The sequence below is a fragment of the Flagellimonas sp. genome (assembly GCF_965601775.1).
In the GTDB taxonomy this organism is placed as follows: Bacteria; Bacteroidota; Bacteroidia; order Flavobacteriales; family Flavobacteriaceae; genus Flagellimonas.
Genome location: NZ_OZ271837.1, coordinates 3,833,767 through 3,851,370 on the forward strand (window position 1 = coordinate 3,833,767; position 17,604 = coordinate 3,851,370).

Sequence of the window (17,604 nt, forward strand, 5' to 3'; positions counted from 1 at the left end):
TATGATTAGAAGCCTTCTTTTATGTGCTGGCTTTCTATTCACCTTCTCCATTATGGGTCAATCCGCTTATGAAAAGGGGGTGATTCAAGATTCAATTCCTGTTTCTGGAACTACAAACGAGAGTTTTGCGCTCTACTTACCTGATGGATTTCAACAAAACGAATTAAGTTCCATTGTTTTTATTTTTGAACCTGCCGCCAGAGCCGCTATAGGTATTCGCCCCTTTATTCCTGCCGCGGAAAAATACGGCCATATTCTTGTTTGTTCAAACAATTCTAGAAATGGCAGCTATGAACGCAATTTTAGTATAGCCAACAATTTGTTTGCCCATGTTTTTTCCCATTTCAATATTAAAGAGGATACTATGTTTCTTGCCGGATTTTCCGGTGGTTCACGACTGGCTTGTGCAATAGCTTCCCTTAGCAATCAGTTTTCTGGTGTTATAGCTTGTGGTGCCGGATTTCCCAATGTGCCTGGTTACAAACCCAGTACTCAGGAATATTCCTATGTCGGGCTTGTTGGGGACAGGGACATGAACTATAAAGAAATGTTGAAAGACAAAGATTTCCTTCGATTGATGAAATTCAACAGTACCTTAATCACGTATGACGGAGATCATTCTTGGCCCCCTCCCGAACAAATTACCCGAGCATTTCATTGGCTTTACCTTCAAACATTAAAAAAGAATCCTTCCGAAAATCCTAACGAAATACTGGGCTTTTATCTGGAAGCCTATAAAAGAATTGAAGAATTTAAAGGTGATAACAAACTTTTGCGTCTCGCCGAACAGTATGAAAGAACTTCAAAAACCTTTAATGATTTTATTGTAGTTGACTCATTGGTACAACAGCGCCAAAAGCTTTTGATTTCCAAAGCGTATAAAAAACAAGCAAACTCTTTTTCAGATATTCTTACGCTAGAAGAGAAAATCGGGAAGAAGCTTCATGCACGTATGACCACTGACTTTGAAAATCCGAAAAAAGCCAATTTTGGTTGGTGGAAAAAAGAATTGTCCAAACTCGATGCGCTTCATGAAAAAGGAGACGCCGAAACGCAAAACATGGTATATCGGATAAAATTTGATGTTTTTGCAAGGGCGTACTCTAGAAAAAACACTATGCTTTTTGAAGAAAATACCGAACAACTTGCTTTAGCTGATCAATTTATAGCCCTAATTTCCAAAAAGAAGCCATAGCATCAGAAAGGGTGAAAAATCAAATCAAAAATAATTTAATCGTCCCCTAGATAAGACTCTGGAATTGGGTATTCTGGGCTCTCACCCATCCAAAAAATACTGACAATATACCATCGGTCCTTACCCTTTAGTAACTGAATGCTGTTGATTCCGCGCGCAAACGGTTTTTCATCTTCTTGTTTTCGACGGGACTCATAGGTTGAAAAGACATGTGCTATCGTCCCGTACTGTTCTACTTTTCGGGCGATTTCGACTTCAAAAAATCCATCTTTTTCCAAATTGTTTCCCGCTGTATCTATGTAGTCATCCAGGCTCCAATACCTATAACCTACTTCCTTTGTTTTTGGGTTTTGTCCCGAGGGCATAAGTACTGCTTCCGGAATAAATAAACTGCGCATTCTCCCCCAGTCCCTTTTTTCACCTGCTGGTCCGGAAATAACATCATATACTGCGGTAATTATGGCGTCAATCGTGGCAACATCCTTTGGGTTTGCCTTTGAAGTCTCTTGGATTTGTGCATTTCCCAGAACGGATAGAAACAAAATGGAATAGGCTAGTTTTTTCATTCTTATTTATCTAAAAAGTTATGTCGCTTAATTTAAGTATAACCCGTACGCCAACCAAAATCAACTACAAAAACCGTATCTTACCCATATCCGAAACTAATTGAAAAAACAGAGTTAATCCGCATTCAACACATTATGTTTAAAAAATTTCATTTCGCTTTTCTGATGGCCGTTTTGCTATCCCTGTGTTCATTTTCACAACAAGATCCTTTATGGCTTCGATATCCAGCCATATCACCAGATGGAAAAACCATTTTGTTCAATTATCAGGGAGATATTTACAGTGTTCCCTCTGCTGGAGGCAAAGCCGTTCCCCTAACCTTATCTGAAAGCTATGAGTATTCTGGGGTTTGGAGCCACGATAGCAAACAGATAGCCTTTGCTTCAGACAGATATGGTAATTTTGATGTCTTTGTAATGCAGGCCGAAGGAGGTGAGGCGCAAAGACTTACCTATCATTCCGGCAACGAAAAACCAAGTGATTTTTCAACGAACAACCAAAGCATTATTTTTTCCGGTCTTCGTCAAGATTTGCATACCAATGTGCAGTTTCCCTCTGGGGTCATGGCCGAACTTTATAGTGTTCCTGTGCAAGGTGGGAGAATAAATCAGGTGCTGACCACACCCGCCCATGATGCCACCTATAGTCCCGATGGTAACAAACTCATCTTCCATGACCGAAAAGGATATGAAAATGAATGGAGAAAGCACCATACCTCATCGGTTACCCGAGATGTTTGGGTTTACGATTTTGAAACAAAGGAATATGCCCAGTTATCTAACAACCCCGGAGAAAATAGAAATCCCGTTTTTGCAGAAGATAATGACACCTTTTACTATTTGTCCGAGAGGAGTGGTTCGTTCAATGTGTATAAAAGTTCAATTACCAATCCGGGTTCGGTAACCGCAATAACCACCCTTGAAAATCATCCTGTACGCTTTCTTTCCCTAGCAGATGATGGGACTTTGTGTTTTAGTTTTCATGGTGAAATCTACACTCTAAAAGAAGGTGGCCAGCCTCAAAAGGTGAACATTTCCATAGGCTTTGATGGTAGACAGAATCTGGATAAAATCGTAAAGGTGAACAGTGGCTTTACTGAAGCCAGTTTGTCTCCAAATGGAAAAGAATTCGCCTATGTCTTTAGGGGAGAAATTTTTGTTAGCAGCATAGAACATGGCACCACCAAAAGAGTTACAGATACCCCTTGGCAAGAAAGAAGTGTAAGCTTCAGTCCTGATGGAAGGTCTCTTTTGTATGCCGCAGAGGTTGAAGATAGCTGGAACCTGTACAGTAAATCCATTAATCGAAAAGAGGAGAAATACTTTTTTGCCGCCACTCTGTTGGATGAAGAAACCATTATAGCCTCTGATGCGGAAGAGTTTCAACCTGCATACTCCCCAGATGGCAAAGAAGTAGCCTACCTAGAAAACCGAACTACAATTAAGGTAATCAATCTAGCCTCCAAACAAACCAGAACCATATTATCCGGAGAGCACAACTATTCCTATTCTGATGGTGATATGTGGTATCAATGGTCGCCTGATAGCAAGTGGTTTTTAGTAAACTTTGGCCTAAAAGAGCGTATTTTCTGGCCGGAGGTCGGCTTAATTGAAGCCTCTGGAAAAGGACAACTTAGAAACCTGACCCAAAGTGGGTATACGGATTTCAATCCAAAATGGATGATGGATGGAGAAATGGTTGTATGGCTTTCTACACGACAAGGAAATAGAACGGAAAATGGCTTCATCTCTGAAGGAGATGTTTTTGGTATGTTCTTCACCCAAGAGGCATTTGATAAATATCTACTTTCCGAAGAGGATTATGAGTTGTTGAAAGAACAAGAAGACGATGCAAAAGAAGAAAAGGACGAGGATGATGGCAAAAAGAAAAAGAAGGGCGACAAGAAAACAGAGGATGCGTCAAAAAACATTACAATAGATTTTGAGAATTTAACCAAGCGTAAACGAAAGCTTACAGTGCACACATCCAGTGCTTCCGATTTTCTGCTTTCCAAAGAAGGCGATAAATTGTTTTATACCACGCGTTTTGAAGGGAAAAATGATATCTGGGTAACAAATCTTAGGACCAAAGAGACTAAGAAATTTGCTAAAATTGGGGCAAATCGACTTAGCATTGAGCTTTCCAAAGAAGGAGACTTTATTTTGGCATTGGCCGATGGGAGAGTCAAAAAAGTGGATGCCAAAGATGGTAGCGTCAAACCTATTGGCACCAAAGGGGAAATGGTTCTTAAAAAAGGAGGTGAGCGCGCCTATATTTTTGACCATGCCTGGAGGCAGGTTAGGGAAAAGTTCTATGTGGAGGACCTTCAAGGAGTGGACTGGCCATTCTACAAGGAGGCCTACATTGGTTTTCTTGCTCATATTAACAATAATTACGATTTTGCTGAAATGCTCAGCGAAATGTTAGGGGAATTAAATGCCTCGCATACAGGGAGCGGATATAGAAATAGACCAGAAAATGGAGACAGAACCGCTTCGCTGGGGTTGCTATATGATTATGGCCATACCGGTGATGGGATTAAGATAGCCGAGATTTTAAAGGGAGGTCCATCGCATAAGTCAGCGCTTAATATCAAAGCCGGATATGTTATTGAAAAGATAGATGGACAGGCCCTTTCCACAGAAGTTGACTTTTACCAATTTCTCAATCGTAAAGTGGGAGAAAACATCCTTCTGGATCTTTTGGACCCAGCTACCAATAAACGTTGGCAAGAGGTTATAAAACCTATTTCCATAGGTCGGGAAAACCAGTTGCTATATCAAAGATGGGTTGACTCCAGACGGGCAAAAACCTTGGAATTGTCGGATGGAAAATTAGGTTATGTCCATGTTAGGAGTATGAATGACCCCAGCATGCGTGTCGTTATTGAAGATGCGCTGGGCAAGCATATTTCCGCGGATGCATTAATAGTGGATACACGATTTAATGGTGGGGGCAATCTTCATGATGTTTTATCCGATTTTCTTACAGGTAAAAAATACATGGATATTATTCCCCATGGACAAAATATTGGGTATCAACCCTGGAATCGATGGATAAAACCTTCCATCGTCCTTATGGGTGAAAGTAATTACTCCGATGCCCATTTATTCCCCGTAGCCTATAAAATTAAAAATGGTGGACAAACGCTGGGAATGCCGGTGCCTGGAACTGGAACTTTTGTCTGGTGGGAGACCCAAATTGACCCAACCCTATTCTTTGGTATACCCATGGGTGGGTGGAAGCCTATTGGACAACCTTTTTTGGAAAACAATCAGATGGAACCTGATATTCGCGTTCAAAATATGCCAGCTGTTATGGCAACTGGCATAGATCAGCAATTGGAAAGAGCGGTTCAAATACTATTGAATAACTAAATCGAGAAAGATTTCTTTGCCGTTTACAATGAAAATCTTCTTTTTTCTTTTGGTCAACATTCTTTTTGTTGGCCATGGAACCGCTCAGTTCATTCAAGAAAAGTCGATTAATGCTCAAATTGGATACGGACTTAGCGCACCCATCAACAGTGTGGATGAATCCGTCGATACCGGTTTGTTCCTTCAGGGTGAATTTGTGCTAAAGATTAAATCTTGGGTTGAATTAAGGCCTTATGCCGGATTTATTTTCACTAATGCCAACGGCCAAGATCTGGATAACAACCCCACAGATGAAATAGCCGAATCCAAGGCCTTTCTTTTGGGGGGCAAGGCAAGGCTTCGAGCCCCCATACCTTGGGTGGCGCCGTACATCGAAGGTGGGATTGGGGCTTCAATAGGTTCCTTTCGAACTGTTACCATCTTTGAAAACATTGATAAAAGTGGACTTATTTATCACATTCCCGTATCTATTGGATTAGAGCTTGGGCCAAAAAACAATGTGGATATAGGGTTTGCCTATTATTTCCAACCTTCTGTGGAACAATTTGCAGGAGCTTTCGCGGTTGGCTTAAGTATTCCATTGAAAAATAGATAATTGTAAGATTAAAATCAGCAGAAAATGAAAAAACAATCCTTTCAAGAAAAAACCACGGAAAGATTGCAATCAGAATTGAATACGATAAAGGCTGTAACCGGCTTGCTCATTGGTGTTTTAATCGTACTGTTTGCCGTAACTATTTATGGGTTGTTGGCCAAAGAAGACAATTCATCCTTTATCGCTTTAATTGCCGTCGGAATATCCTGCGCAGGGATTCTACCCCTTCAATTTAGTAATATGAAAAAAATAAAAAGCGAGTTGAGTCGCAGAGCTGAGGATTCCTAAAAAGTATGTGGTATAAGGATTAACCCTTAAAAACTCGTTATGAAAATTCAACATTTTAGAAACGCTACTTTAGTTATTGAAGCCAATGATCTGATCATTTTAGTAGATCCCATGTTGGGTCCCGAAGGAACCATGCCTCCCTTTACGTTTTTCAGATTTAAACCTAAGAGGAATCCTATTGTTTCATTGCCTGAAAGTTGTAGACCCACCCTAGAAAAGGTAACCCATTGCCTTATTACCCATCAGCATCCAGATCATATTGATAAAGAAGCGGAAAACTATCTAAGACAGAAGAAAATCCCGGTTATCTGTAGTTATTTGGACGAAAAGGCTTTTTCAAAAAAGGGGTTGAATGTTGTTCAAACTATAAAATATTGGGAAAGAAGTGACTTTTTAGGTGGCAAAATCGAAGGAATTCCTGCAAGACATGGTTACGGTTTTATAGCAAAACCCGCTGGCAATGTTATGGGGTTTTACATTGAACTGCCTAATCAACCAACGCTCTATTTAAGTTCTGATACCATTTATACAGAGGATGTCCAAAAGGTCTTGAAAGAATATGCCCCCGATGTGTCTGTGGTCGCTGCTGGTTCAGCACAGTTTGATGTTTTCAAACCCCTACTAATGACGGTGGAAGATGTTATTCGTTTTGTTCAGGACGCCCCAGGTAAAGTTATTGCCAATCACCTCGAAGCTGTCAATCATTGCCCAACCACGCGAGAGCAACTAAAGGAAGAGCTAAAGGCGAAAGGAATTGTGGAAAAATCATTCATTCCAGATGATGGAGAGTGGATGGTACTATCCTAATGTAAATACCAAGCTATGAACGAAAAATTACAATCCCTCAAAATTATACATATTGCCTTGTGCGTCGGGGTAACTTTGGCCTACTTTTTCTTGGGTGACCTACAAACCTTGGAATTCTTGAATGTCCCCAAAATAGATTCCACCAGTTTCATATACCTGTTGATAGGGTTTTGCGCAATGTTTTTGGGGAATATGGTCTACAATCAGCGATTAAAAACCGTGGACCCAAAATCAAAGTTTGAAGAACGAATTGCGCCTTATATGACAGCATCTATTATCCGTTGGGCCATTCTCGAAGGGGCGGCCTTTTTGATTCTGTTTCTTAAGAAAGAGTTTTTGGTCGTCGGCTTGTTTCTGATTGTATATATGATTTTTACAAGGCCTTCTTCCGAGGGTATGAAGCGTGATTTTGCTGCAGTAAGTAAATAAAACACAAGTGAAGCGAATTAATGTAAAAAAAGGGGAAGTGCTTCAAAAAAGTGGAGAGCTGGACAGCAAGGTATATCATGTAGTTTCTGGGTTGTTGCGTAGTTATTCGCTGGATGAAAAAGGAAAGGAACACATCTTCATGTTCGCTCCAGAAAACTGGACTATTGGAGATGCCATGCCCAAAGAAGTTCCCTGTGAACTGTTCATAGACGCCTTGGAAGATTCAGATATTTGGGTTTTGGAAAAAGACATTCAGCGTGAGGCCCAAAACATTGGTGCTTTTATTAAGCGCCTATCCGTCTTACAAAAAAGGGTAATCATGTTGATGAGCGCCACCGCCATTGAGCGCTATGAACATTTTGAACAAACCTATCCGGATATAATCCAAAGGGTTCCCCAAAAAATGGTAGCCTCTTTCTTGGGAATAGCCCCAGAGACCTTAAGCAAAATACGACGAGAACGACATAAGTAAGCCTTTCTCTGTTATTTCTTAATCTAGGTTAATGGAAACCTCTTGATTAATTGGCATATTGGACAAAATCCTAATGCCGCTTCCATGAAAAACGTATCTATTCTCTTGAAAACTGCCGCTATCCTATGGATTGTTTGGGGCCTTGTACACATCCTTGCTGGAGTAATGACTATGAAAGGTGTGTTAACCAACGACATTTCAGCTTCTATATCAGGAATCGCCGATGCGGTTGATCCTGAAAGTCTTCAAATGGAATATCCTTCTGCTGCAGGGGCCATTATTGGACAACATGGATTTAATCTATTTTGGATTGGTCTGGTTACCTTCATCTGTGCCTTCTTCATCTGGAAAGGCAACAAAAATGCCATTTTTTTGGCCGCAATAACCGGAGGACTGGCTGATTTGGGATATTTTCTATTTCTGGATCTGGGAGGCTACGTCAACTTTATGCCTGGAACCGTTATGACCCTGGTTTCATCCTTGGCCATTCTCACTAGTTTTTATGCTCATTATAAAGCCAAAAAATAACAGCAATTCCCTTCCGCTGAGAACGCCCGAGTTCGTCTATTGGTAAGGGGCTTAATTTTTTTATTGATTATTTTTAGGTTGCTCGACTCAAACACGACGTCAACCTGCAATGGACCCAAAAGTCTCTATACTCAATATTTTAATTGCCTATGGTGCGCTTCAGGCCATTTTTATTGCCATCATACTTTTAAAAGCAACCAACAGAAGCCTTTTTAAAACGCTTTTCGCTCTGCTTTTGATTGTAGAAGGCATTACGCTAGTAGAAAGACTATTGGTAGAAACCGAAATTATTCTTTCTGTTCCGCACCTCTTGGGCATCAGTTACCCCTTAAGTTTTACAAAGCCCCCTTTGATGTTCTTTATGGCATTGGCGATTAACCAGAGAGATTTTAAGATTTCAAAAGCTACATTTTTGCATTTTATCCCCTTTGCATTAATGCTGTTTGCAAACCTTCCTTTTTATACGTTAGATGGTGTTGAGAAGATAAATATGGTAAGGGATTTCATGGAAAAAGTGCCTTCATATACGAGCTTTGATTTCTACTTTACCCTGAGCTTTTTCCTATACATTGGGTTATACATTTTTCTATCCATCAAAAAATTAAATCAATTTAGGAGCCATTCCTTAAACAGCCCGATTGTCAATTGGTATCGTAAACTGCTTCTTATCTATTCCGTTTTTCTTTTTTTACACCTTTCCTATTTTGTGATTCAGCCTTTGGGGAACTTTAATTTCGACTTGATCAATCAGGGGAGTATGCTTGCTATGGCCTTTATTATTCAGGCAATTGCCTTTATGCTGATTGATCGTTCCACCCTTACATCAAAAACAAGCGTTCCCGATTTGGGAAATTTAGAGCAACTAAAACTGGATGAAAAACGAATTTTGCATGCTTTGGAGGAAGACAAATTGTACTTGAATGATGAACTCAGCTTAAATACGTTTTCAGAAAAAATATCGCTTCCAACAAAATATGTCTCACAGATTATTAACCATAAATTCAATTCTTCTTTCAAACGGTTAATAAATCAGTATCGAATTAATGAAGCCAAAAAAATCATCGAGGCTTCTGGAGAGGAAAAAATAAAATTGATTGACGTTGGATTCCAGTCAGGTTTTAATAACAAGGTTTCTTTTTACCGATCTTTTCGTGAATTTGAAAACCTATCCCCTTCTGAATATCTGGAAAAAATAAAAAAATAAAGGTTACATTTTAAATCTGTAACCATATCCTGCATTTTTCTTTCTAAATATGTCCCAAACCTTACTTCCTTATGAAACATAGCGGATTTATTGTAATCAAAAAACCACAGCGTCAAGTCGCCAAATTGTTTATGGACCCCAATTCGTACAAAGAATATCAAGATGGATTTCTGAGGAAAGAACTGATAAAGGGAACCCTTGGACAGGCCGGTGCTGTCTCCAAAATGTACTATCAGTTTGGAAAATCGGAAATGGAAATGGAAGAAACCATTCTCACCAATCGTCTCCCTGATTTTTTTGAAGCCGTGTATCACCATAAACATATGGACAATACCATGAAATGTAGATTCATCTCTATAGACGAATTCTCTACACGATATGAATACGAATATGAGTATACTCGGATAAATTGGATATTGCCAAAGCTTATGTCCATTTTATTCCCCAGTATGTACAGAAAACCGGCGGAAAAATGGATGAGACAATTCAAAACCTATGTAGAAAAGCAATAAAACATGTGGGAAAAGAAACTTAAACGATACGAGGACTTGGTTTCAAGATGTCCAAGATTCGAAAAAAAGGGGAAGACCGTTCCTTATACCTCAGCCAATGGTTATATGTTTTCCATACTAAACAAAGATGGGGAACTGGGCATTCGCTTCTCGAAAGAGGTCCAGAAAAAATACATAAAAGAGTGGGGTTCTACCTTGTTCAAATCCCATGGGGCTGTTATGCACGGCTATGTGTTGGTACCGGAAAAAATGTTGAACAACCTGGATACACTTGCTGCTTTTCTTGATGAGGCCTATGATTATGTGATAACCTTGGAGCCTAAATAATCAATACCTCCGTTTTTGATTAGTTGTTCTATTTTTGAATATGCAACAACTGAAGGTCTGTGAACTTTTTGCTGGAGTTGGTGGATTCCGATTAGGGCTGGAAGGTACTGGTAAATTCACAGTGGTCTGGAGCAACCAATGGGAACCTTCCACAAAAACACAGCATGCTTCTATGGTTTACGAAGCTCGTTTTGGTGCAGAAAACCATTCCAATATCAATATTGAAGAAGTTCCCACCTCAAAAATTCCCGACCACGATGTATTGGTAGGTGGATTCCCCTGTCAGGACTATTCTGTGGCCACAAGCCTAAAAAACTCCAAAGGACTTATTGGAAAAAAGGGGGTGTTGTGGTGGTCCATTCATCGTATTCTTTCTGAAAAAGAAAATAAACCCAAATACCTGCTTTTTGAAAATGTAGACCGTTTGCTGAAATCACCTTCTTCACAACGTGGACGAGATTTTGCAGTAATGCTCAAAAGTCTAAACGAATTGGGTTATGCTGTGGAATGGCGGGTCATCAACGCTGCCGATTATGGCATGCCCCAGCGCCGTCGGCGCGTTTTTTTCCTTGGGTACCATAAATCCACTTCTGTATTTGAGAAGTTGACCGAACAAAACCCAAAAGAATGGCTCTTGGAAGAGGGAACCATGGCCTCTTCCTTTCCTGTAAAACAAAATGGGGCGCTCCATTCTTTTTCCTTGGAAAACGATTTGGTTTCGCTTTCCAAACACTTCAACCTGGACAAAGAACTTTCTCCTTTTCAAAATTCAGGGGTCTGTTTCGACCATGAGGTGCACACCCTAAGTATCCTTACAGATTATCACGGGACTCAGGCCAAACTTTCAGATATCTTAGAAAATCAAAAGCTCGATTCTGAATTTTATATCCCAGAAGGTGATATTCCAAAATGGGAATACCTAAAGGGTGCTAAAAAAGAAATCCGCAAGACCAAAACAGGTTTTGCTTACCATTATAGCGAGGGAAGCATGGTTTTCCCAGATGCGCTTGATCAACCTTCCAGAACCATTATTACCGGAGAGGGTGGTAAGTCCCCGTCCCGGTTTAAGCACGTGGTCCAAACCTCTTCAGGACTGCGAAGACTCACTCCTATTGAATTGGAACGGTTAAACCAATTTCCCGACAATCACACGCAATTGGAAGGCATTTCCAACACCAAACGCGCCTTTTTTATGGGCAATGCTTTGGTGGTCGGTGTTGTGGAAAAACTGGGCAACACCTTGTTCCACAAAATAAATGCCCTTGAAAAGCAATTTCATAACTGACCTAGCTCAAGAGAAAAGGCTAATTCCCTTATTGGATTCCTACTATCAAAAACATTTAAAGTTATATGACTTTGAACGTGTGCACAGTTTAGAACAGCAGTTACAGGGCATAGACCTCGTCCTCACCCACAAAAAGACGGGTGAAACCTTTTTTGTGGACGAAAAAGCGCAGTTGGACTACCTTAATAATGACCTCCCAACTTTTGCTTTTGAGTTGTTCTATACCAAAAACGAAACCTTGAAACAGGGCTGGCTATTTGATGCTAAAAAGAAGACCCAGATGTACGCTCTGGTCACGAATATTCAAAAACCGTGTGACAACTTTACGGAGTGCAACATCACTTTTGTGAATCGACAAAAGCTGCTTTCCTTTTTAACTGAAAAAGGTCTAGATGAAGATTTCCTCCAAAAGCGAGTCATCGAACATCTTGGCTTTCATGGGAAAATGGAGCTGCCTGGTTTGGATTTGCGCAAAGAGGGGCATATTCATTTTTCAAGCAAAAACAAAGCCGAACAACCTGTTAATCTGGTGTTTCAATTGGCATTTTTGAAGGAGATTGGGGTGGCTAAAGAGTTTATTTAGGTCTATTTGAGTTTAAAATAGGTTTCGACTGCGCTCAACCTGACACAAATCGTTAACTAATTTTAATTTGGTTCGTTTTTGGTGTATATTTGCACCATAAGGAATCTGTTTTAACATGGCCAGACAAAGTATTTCACTCACAAAACCGAATGATGAATGGTTGAAATCCTTGGTAGAAAGCGAAGAATATTCTAGCAAAAGCGAAGTGGTGAACGACCTTATCCGTAAGGAGCGGTTTAGGCAAACTGAAATAGAGTGGCTCCGGGCCAAACTAAAACGGTCCGAAGAAAGAATGGCCTCCGAAGGTCCTGTTGAATTAACCTCAGACGAATTGTTTAAAACAATACGAAAAGAGGCTGATTCAAATGACCAAGTATAAACTATCTCCGGAAGCAAAAGACGATTTAATTCGAATATACAGCTACGGTATCTCCAAGTTTGGGAAAGTACAGGCAGAGGTATATCTGTCTGAGTTGTTGAATTGTTTTGACCGTATTTCTAAAAACCCATACCATTACCAATCCGTAAACCATATTGTTTTGGGTTACCGGAGATATGTGCATAAATCGGACAGTATTTATTATAGAATTGTTGCGAGTACTGTTGAAATTATGGCGATTGTGGGACGGCAGGATTTTGGATAAATTTTATGCAAATAATTAAAAAGAGACCTACCTTTAATTTCAAATAGAACGGTGCCAATTTCTACTTTTTGTCCTACATTTTTTAAATAATTGAACTTACCTCCCACAAAAGATTCAAATTCAAATATCTGTGTTTTGTTTTCCAAAACACCAATTATATCCCCAGGTTTGATGGAATCTCCCTTTTTAAAGAACCATTTTTTAACTCTCCATTCACCAGAATCACCAAGGCCGCCTGGAAATGTAAATATTTGAGATTCCCCTGGTTCGAGTAAACGACCATTTAACTCAACATCTGTTTTTAAATTTGAACTATTCAGCCCAAATTTTTCCATTTGTTTGATAAGCCATTTTCTCATTTTACCTCAATTGATTGAAAAAATCATCTAGCTTTTCTTCTAACAGATATTCTTCCTTAACCATTCGAATGATTGTCAAATCAGAGTTTAGCCTTAGATAGTTGTTATCAGATTCATTGACTATTTCGAAGTCTCTGAGAAAGGTTCTTTTAGTCAATTTATGGCTTTCTTCTTTTGAGGTTCCATCAAATCCTTTAAAATGTATTGAATCCGTACTCATTGAAAATTTCAAGTCCAAATAATCAGATTTAAAGCCAGGAAAAGTAACAGTTGAGTCCGCTGCATTAAATCGTACTTTCTCTGCTCCATCATAACCATCAACATTAAACTCAACTCTGAATTCATTTGAGATTGTCTCTGGATAGACCTTCTCACCATAATGTGCCATTTCTATAATGACCCAGTTACCATCTAATTCTAGTTTATTTTGGCAAGAACAAACAGCAAAAACCAGTAAAAGCAGGGTTATTTTTTTCATTTTTCTTCTCCTATCTTCCTAATTTTCTCCCCACAAATCTCCTCCGTCAGTTCTTTTAGTTCTTGTGCCAGCAGCTGTAGTTCTTCTTGTTTGGATTTGGGTAGGTGGTTCATTTATGCAAAGTAGGAATTTATTTGGGGAGCTATTTATTTGTTTCTAAAATTACAATCACTGCTCTTCTCCAATCGAGCTTTTTTATTTAAAATTCCATCCTTTCCCAAAGGATATAAATTCTGTTTTTTGAGCACATAGAACCTTCGTCCAAAAATTTCTTTTCCTGAAGATAGGGACTGTATTATTTGTTGGGTTGAATCCAGATGAGATTCCCCAAAATTTAAAATCACGACTTGCTCAGTGTCTATGTCATAACTTCCTCCACCCCAGTTGTACGCCAAATCACCCACAAATTCATATTTAAACGTCCAGTCATCTTTAAGTTCAATTTTCGTGACGAACATGCTGTTTTCTTCCTTTTTACTTGTATAACATCCAAAAAGTTGGTCTTGGCCAAAACCCGAATAAGAAATTAGTAATAAAAGAAAAAGAATTGACTTCATTCCATTCTGTTTTTGATGTTTATTCTAATTTTTCTCTCTTCTTTAAATAATAATTTAACTGATACCCCAACCCAATACTCAATTCATTAAAGCCTCCTATTTTATTGTATCTGATAAAGCTTGAAAGCCTTCTGAAATTACGTTTTATTTCTACTTGGTACTCGCTCAAGTTTCTAAAAATACTGGTTGTTGCATTTACTTCAGCATAGAAAGGTGGGCCAAGCCACTTGCCAATCCCGACCAATGGACCATTAGACTTAACCATTTTGTTCTTGTCCAATTCCAAGTAATTTATATTGCTAAATCCAGCCAACAATTTTATTCCTCTAATATTTATGCTGCTTTCCAAGCTATAGCTCTGTGAATCTATATTATTGTTGTGATTTAAATTTCTAAGGGACGCTTTTATATCCATGTCAAACCCACAATCCATAAATAAATGAACCAAACTAACAGAGGAGCTTAAAAACCTGTTTTCCTTTAGATTGGTTTGGTAAGCCACATTTGTTTTTAGAGTGGTGCCGCCAAACATAGCAGGTGTTGAAAAATACAACTGGCCTCCAACAGGGTTATTTAATATACCGCTCATGGCATGAAAACCAATATCTTGATAATCAAAAAAACATATGTTACAATCTTCTTTGAGATAGATTTCTAGTAGCCGTGGTTCATCTAATTTTATTTCTTGCATTTTGAATCCTAAGTACGAAATGGTAAGTACTTTTGAAGAATCAGGAACGCTTATTTTAAAATTCCCGTCAAAGTCGGTTTGCGTGCCAAGTTTTGTTCCTTTAACTATAATTTGAACTCCAGGCAAAGGCGTTTTGTCTCTTTTTTCTTTAACTATACCTGTATATTCAATTGTTTGCCCATAGACGAGAGCAAAAGTCAAAAAACAATATAGAAATATCAGGTTTTTCAAAATGTGTTGATTGCTATTCCATAGCAAAATACCTGTTTCTGCGTTTTAAGAGAACTATGAATGAGTGAAAAAGCCAATTGAATGAGTGAAAGACTTTTTTAATTGGCTTTGGGTAGGTGGTTTATAGGTGTAATGTTATCAATCCATCAAAATGATGAACAGGTGCTAATCAAAATTAATTGATATAGAGAATCAATAACAGTATCCCCACTACTAATACCCCGAGGATTACTAGTTCGATTTGTCTTTCAGATTTAGCTTTCCTACGTATTTCTTTTTTTACACTATCCATTTCGTCTTCAGAAAGTTCAGGGAAATTATACTCTGGTTTCAAGTCTTCATCTTTAAAATCAAGTTTTTTCCTGTCAAACTTACCCTTTGATTTGTCCTTTCTTGCCTTTTTTCTAGCAAGTGTAGCTTTGAACTGAGATAAACTTCCGTCGGCCATTGTGAATAATCGTGTAAAAGTTAGCTGCTAGAATATAAGTGGTTGAAAATGATATTTGTTACATATAATTTATCTAAAGTGGGCTTTTCTTTACATCGGCAGCTAAAATGGCATAATGAAAATTATCGGACCACCCGTCTTTAAGCGGTAACACTTTTCGTTTTCTGCCCTCCCGGGTCATTCCCGCTTTTTCCAAAACTCGAATACTACCAATGTTTTCCACGGCACAGCCTGCCTCAATTCGATGCAGTTTTAGTTCCTCAAATCCAAATTTCAACATACGGCTCAAAGACTCTGTGGCATAACCCTTATTCCAGAAATTGGAATGAAGTTTATACCATACCTCGGCAATTTTAAACTTGGGCATTCCTAAATTCATAGCGATTAGCCCGACAAAAGCTTTGCTTTCTTTTTCTTCTATTTTAAAGGTGAAATTCTTTTCCTGTCCGGAATTGTTTTTTTCAACCCAATCCTTAATTATCAATTTTGTCTCCTCCACGTTTTTTGGAATACCCAAAGTATTGAACTTATCTGTTTCTGGTAAAGAATGCAATTCATGAATCTGCTGCAAATCATCCATAGAAATTGGACTTATCAACAGTCTTTCTGTTTGTAGTTTACTATTCATGAAAACTGTATCGTTTCTATAAAATTGTTTTCAGTCCTTTTTCACCATTCGCACATGTGGAATCCCATCTTCTAAATAGCCTTCACCCTGTTCCATAAAACCCAAATCTCTATAAAACTTCACTAAGTAAGTCTGGGCAGAAAGTTCTATGTCCCCTTTAGGGAAGTTTTCTTCTATTTCCTTTAAAGAGGCTTCCATAATATCCTTTCCATAGCCAAATTGGCGAGCGTTTTGCCCAACCACTACTCGTCCAATACTGGTATTTTCAAAATAATCCCCTGGTTTGAACATTCGCGTATAGGCCACTACTTTCCCTTCTTTTTTTCCCAAAACGTGAATGGCTTTCTGGTCTTTATAATCCAAATCTTGATAGGCACACTCTTGTTCCACCACAAAGACTTCGCACCGTAAGGCCAAAATGGCGTAGAGTTCTGCCTTGGTCAATTCTTCAAAGGTTTTTATGTGGATTTCCATCAGTCTTGTACTATAATATTTTTGGAATCTCGTTTATCAAATTCTGGTTGTATGTTCACATGGTTTATGCCATGGCGTTGATATACGTGTTTTTCAATCCGCTCCAAAATAGTATCAAACTCCGAAAGCCTGATATCTTCCTTAAAATCAATATGGGCCTCCATGTGAATTTCTTCTTCGTTCAATTGCCAAATATGCACATGGTGCACGTTCTTTACCGCATCCAATTCACAAATCGAATTCACAATTTCTTGTACTTCAATGGATTTTGGTGTGAACAGCATCAACACTTTTGTAGATTCCTTTAGCAAATCATACCCCATATAAATGAGGTAGAGGCCTATGGCCATGGTCAAGACGGCATCTACCCAATACATCTGGAAAAATTTCATCAAAATTCCTCCTATTAGAACTGCTACCGAAGCCATCATATCTGTTAATAAATGGAGATAGGCCGATTTCATATTCATGTTCTCATTGGAATCTTTTTTTAAAAGCAGCACACTAAGTCCATTGCCCAAAATTCCTATTAACGACATGAGTATAACCAGATTTGAACCGATTTCTTCAGGTTGCCAAAATCGCTTTACCGCTTCAATCATTAGAAAGACAGCTACAATAACCAAGGTTGATGCGTTGATAAAGGCCGCCAATATTTCAGCGCGTTTGTATCCAAAAGTTCTATCTGCACTTGCCTTTCTTTTTGCCAATTTGGTGGCTGCATAACTTATAATAAGGGAAAGTACATCGCTAAAATTGTGAAGCGCATCCGAGAGTAAGGCCAAACTACCTGAAATAATACCTCCAATAACCTGAGCTGTAGTAATACCTACATTAAGAAGAATGGAAAGGAGAAGGTTTCTCCCTTTTAAATCGTGGTGGCCGTGTTCGTGGCCATGATGGTGATGGTGATGGCCCACAATAT

The 17,604-nt window shown here is 38.9% G+C and carries 24 protein-coding genes; 15 read left to right on the forward strand and 9 right to left on the reverse strand.

What is annotated here, in order from left to right; all coding sequences use genetic code 11:
* Position 1: 1 nt before the first annotated feature.
* Positions 2-1,195 carry a hypothetical protein gene (locus ACSLUF_RS17695; protein WP_435623994.1) on the forward strand — a complete coding sequence of 398 codons (1,194 nt, stop codon included), beginning with the start codon at positions 2-4 and terminating at the stop codon, positions 1,193-1,195.
* Positions 1,196-1,230: 35 nt separating this feature from the next.
* On the opposite strand, the gene ACSLUF_RS17700 is transcribed toward ACSLUF_RS17695, so the two are convergent.
* Complete coding sequence (locus ACSLUF_RS17700; protein ID WP_435623995.1) at positions 1,231-1,761, reverse strand: hypothetical protein; 531 nt, start codon at positions 1,759-1,761, stop codon at positions 1,231-1,233.
* 135 nt (positions 1,762-1,896) lie between these two features.
* Between ACSLUF_RS17700 and ACSLUF_RS17705 the strand changes: the two genes are divergently transcribed.
* The 14 genes from ACSLUF_RS17705 (at position 1,897) to ACSLUF_RS17770 (ending at position 12,813) form a co-directional block, all read left to right on the forward strand.
* Entirely contained in the window at positions 1,897-5,139 is a 3,243-nt protein-coding gene (locus ACSLUF_RS17705; RefSeq protein WP_435623996.1) for a S41 family peptidase, read from the forward strand.
* Positions 5,140-5,167: 28 nt separating this feature from the next.
* The gene (locus ACSLUF_RS17710) at positions 5,168-5,734 is read left to right on the forward strand and encodes a hypothetical protein (RefSeq protein WP_435623997.1); all 567 of its coding nucleotides are present in this window, start codon (positions 5,168-5,170) and stop codon (positions 5,732-5,734) included.
* 24 nt (positions 5,735-5,758) lie between these two features.
* A complete protein-coding gene (locus ACSLUF_RS17715) occupies positions 5,759-6,022 on the forward strand; it encodes a hypothetical protein (protein ID WP_435623998.1) in 264 nt (87 codons plus the stop codon).
* A gap of 39 nt (positions 6,023-6,061) precedes the next feature.
* Positions 6,062-6,829 carry an MBL fold metallo-hydrolase gene (locus ACSLUF_RS17720; RefSeq protein WP_435623999.1) on the forward strand — a complete coding sequence of 256 codons (768 nt, stop codon included), beginning with the start codon at positions 6,062-6,064 and terminating at the stop codon, positions 6,827-6,829.
* 15 nt (positions 6,830-6,844) lie between these two features.
* Complete coding sequence (locus ACSLUF_RS17725; RefSeq protein ID WP_435624000.1) at positions 6,845-7,258, forward strand: MFS transporter; 414 nt, start codon at positions 6,845-6,847, stop codon at positions 7,256-7,258.
* Positions 7,259-7,265: 7 nt separating this feature from the next.
* Entirely contained in the window at positions 7,266-7,730 is a 465-nt protein-coding gene (locus tag ACSLUF_RS17730) for a Crp/Fnr family transcriptional regulator (protein ID WP_435624001.1), read from the forward strand.
* Between the two features lie 84 nt (positions 7,731-7,814).
* Positions 7,815-8,258, forward strand: a complete 444-nt coding sequence (locus ACSLUF_RS17735) for a hypothetical protein (RefSeq protein ID WP_435624002.1) — start codon at positions 7,815-7,817, stop codon at positions 8,256-8,258.
* 109 nt (positions 8,259-8,367) lie between these two features.
* Complete coding sequence (locus ACSLUF_RS17740; RefSeq protein ID WP_435624003.1) at positions 8,368-9,462, forward strand: helix-turn-helix domain-containing protein; 1,095 nt, start codon at positions 8,368-8,370, stop codon at positions 9,460-9,462.
* 71 nt (positions 9,463-9,533) lie between these two features.
* The gene (locus ACSLUF_RS17745; protein WP_435624004.1) at positions 9,534-9,974 is read left to right on the forward strand and encodes an SRPBCC family protein; all 441 of its coding nucleotides are present in this window, start codon (positions 9,534-9,536) and stop codon (positions 9,972-9,974) included.
* A 3-nt stretch (positions 9,975-9,977) separates the two neighbouring features.
* On the forward strand, positions 9,978-10,301 hold the full coding sequence (locus ACSLUF_RS17750; protein ID WP_435624005.1) for a hypothetical protein: 324 nt from the start codon (positions 9,978-9,980) through the stop codon (positions 10,299-10,301).
* Positions 10,302-10,341: 40 nt separating this feature from the next.
* Positions 10,342-11,586, forward strand: coding sequence for a DNA cytosine methyltransferase (locus ACSLUF_RS17755; RefSeq protein ID WP_435624006.1), 1,245 nt, complete (start codon positions 10,342-10,344; stop codon positions 11,584-11,586).
* Complete coding sequence (locus tag ACSLUF_RS17760; protein ID WP_435624007.1) at positions 11,558-12,169, forward strand: hypothetical protein; 612 nt, start codon at positions 11,558-11,560, stop codon at positions 12,167-12,169. Before ACSLUF_RS17755 ends, ACSLUF_RS17760 begins: the two co-directional genes overlap by 29 nt.
* A 115-nt stretch (positions 12,170-12,284) precedes the next feature.
* Positions 12,285-12,548, forward strand: coding sequence for a ribbon-helix-helix domain-containing protein (locus ACSLUF_RS17765; RefSeq protein ID WP_435624008.1), 264 nt, complete (start codon positions 12,285-12,287; stop codon positions 12,546-12,548).
* Complete coding sequence (locus ACSLUF_RS17770) at positions 12,535-12,813, forward strand: type II toxin-antitoxin system RelE/ParE family toxin (RefSeq protein WP_435624009.1); 279 nt, start codon at positions 12,535-12,537, stop codon at positions 12,811-12,813. Before ACSLUF_RS17765 ends, ACSLUF_RS17770 begins: the two co-directional genes overlap by 14 nt.
* Here ACSLUF_RS17770 and ACSLUF_RS17775 read toward each other — a convergent pair.
* The 8 genes from ACSLUF_RS17775 to ACSLUF_RS17810 form a co-directional block, all read right to left on the reverse strand.
* Positions 12,750-13,172, reverse strand: coding sequence for a lipoyl domain-containing protein (locus ACSLUF_RS17775; protein WP_435624010.1), 423 nt, complete (start codon positions 13,170-13,172; stop codon positions 12,750-12,752). The two genes, ACSLUF_RS17770 and ACSLUF_RS17775, sit on opposite strands and share 64 nt — an antisense overlap.
* Before the next feature lies 1 nt (position 13,173).
* Positions 13,174-13,650, reverse strand: a complete 477-nt coding sequence (locus tag ACSLUF_RS17780) for a hypothetical protein (RefSeq protein ID WP_435624011.1) — start codon at positions 13,648-13,650, stop codon at positions 13,174-13,176.
* A 146-nt stretch (positions 13,651-13,796) separates the two neighbouring features.
* A complete protein-coding gene (locus ACSLUF_RS17785) occupies positions 13,797-14,207 on the reverse strand; it encodes a hypothetical protein (RefSeq protein WP_435624012.1) in 411 nt (136 codons plus the stop codon).
* A gap of 19 nt (positions 14,208-14,226) precedes the next feature.
* Positions 14,227-15,129 carry a carboxypeptidase-like regulatory domain-containing protein gene (locus ACSLUF_RS17790; RefSeq protein ID WP_435624013.1) on the reverse strand — a complete coding sequence of 301 codons (903 nt, stop codon included), beginning with the start codon at positions 15,127-15,129 and terminating at the stop codon, positions 14,227-14,229.
* Between the two features lie 175 nt (positions 15,130-15,304).
* Positions 15,305-15,577, reverse strand: a complete 273-nt coding sequence (locus ACSLUF_RS17795) for a hypothetical protein (RefSeq protein WP_435624014.1) — start codon at positions 15,575-15,577, stop codon at positions 15,305-15,307.
* Positions 15,578-15,650: 73 nt separating this feature from the next.
* A complete protein-coding gene (locus tag ACSLUF_RS17800; RefSeq protein WP_435624015.1) occupies positions 15,651-16,205 on the reverse strand; it encodes a GNAT family N-acetyltransferase in 555 nt (184 codons plus the stop codon).
* A gap of 30 nt (positions 16,206-16,235) precedes the next feature.
* Complete coding sequence (locus ACSLUF_RS17805; protein ID WP_435624016.1) at positions 16,236-16,679, reverse strand: GNAT family N-acetyltransferase; 444 nt, start codon at positions 16,677-16,679, stop codon at positions 16,236-16,238.
* The gene (locus tag ACSLUF_RS17810) at positions 16,679-17,599 is read right to left on the reverse strand and encodes a cation diffusion facilitator family transporter (RefSeq protein ID WP_435624017.1); all 921 of its coding nucleotides are present in this window, start codon (positions 17,597-17,599) and stop codon (positions 16,679-16,681) included. The genes ACSLUF_RS17805 and ACSLUF_RS17810 overlap by 1 nt, the downstream gene beginning before the upstream one ends.
* Between the last annotated feature and the right edge of the window lie 5 nt (positions 17,600-17,604).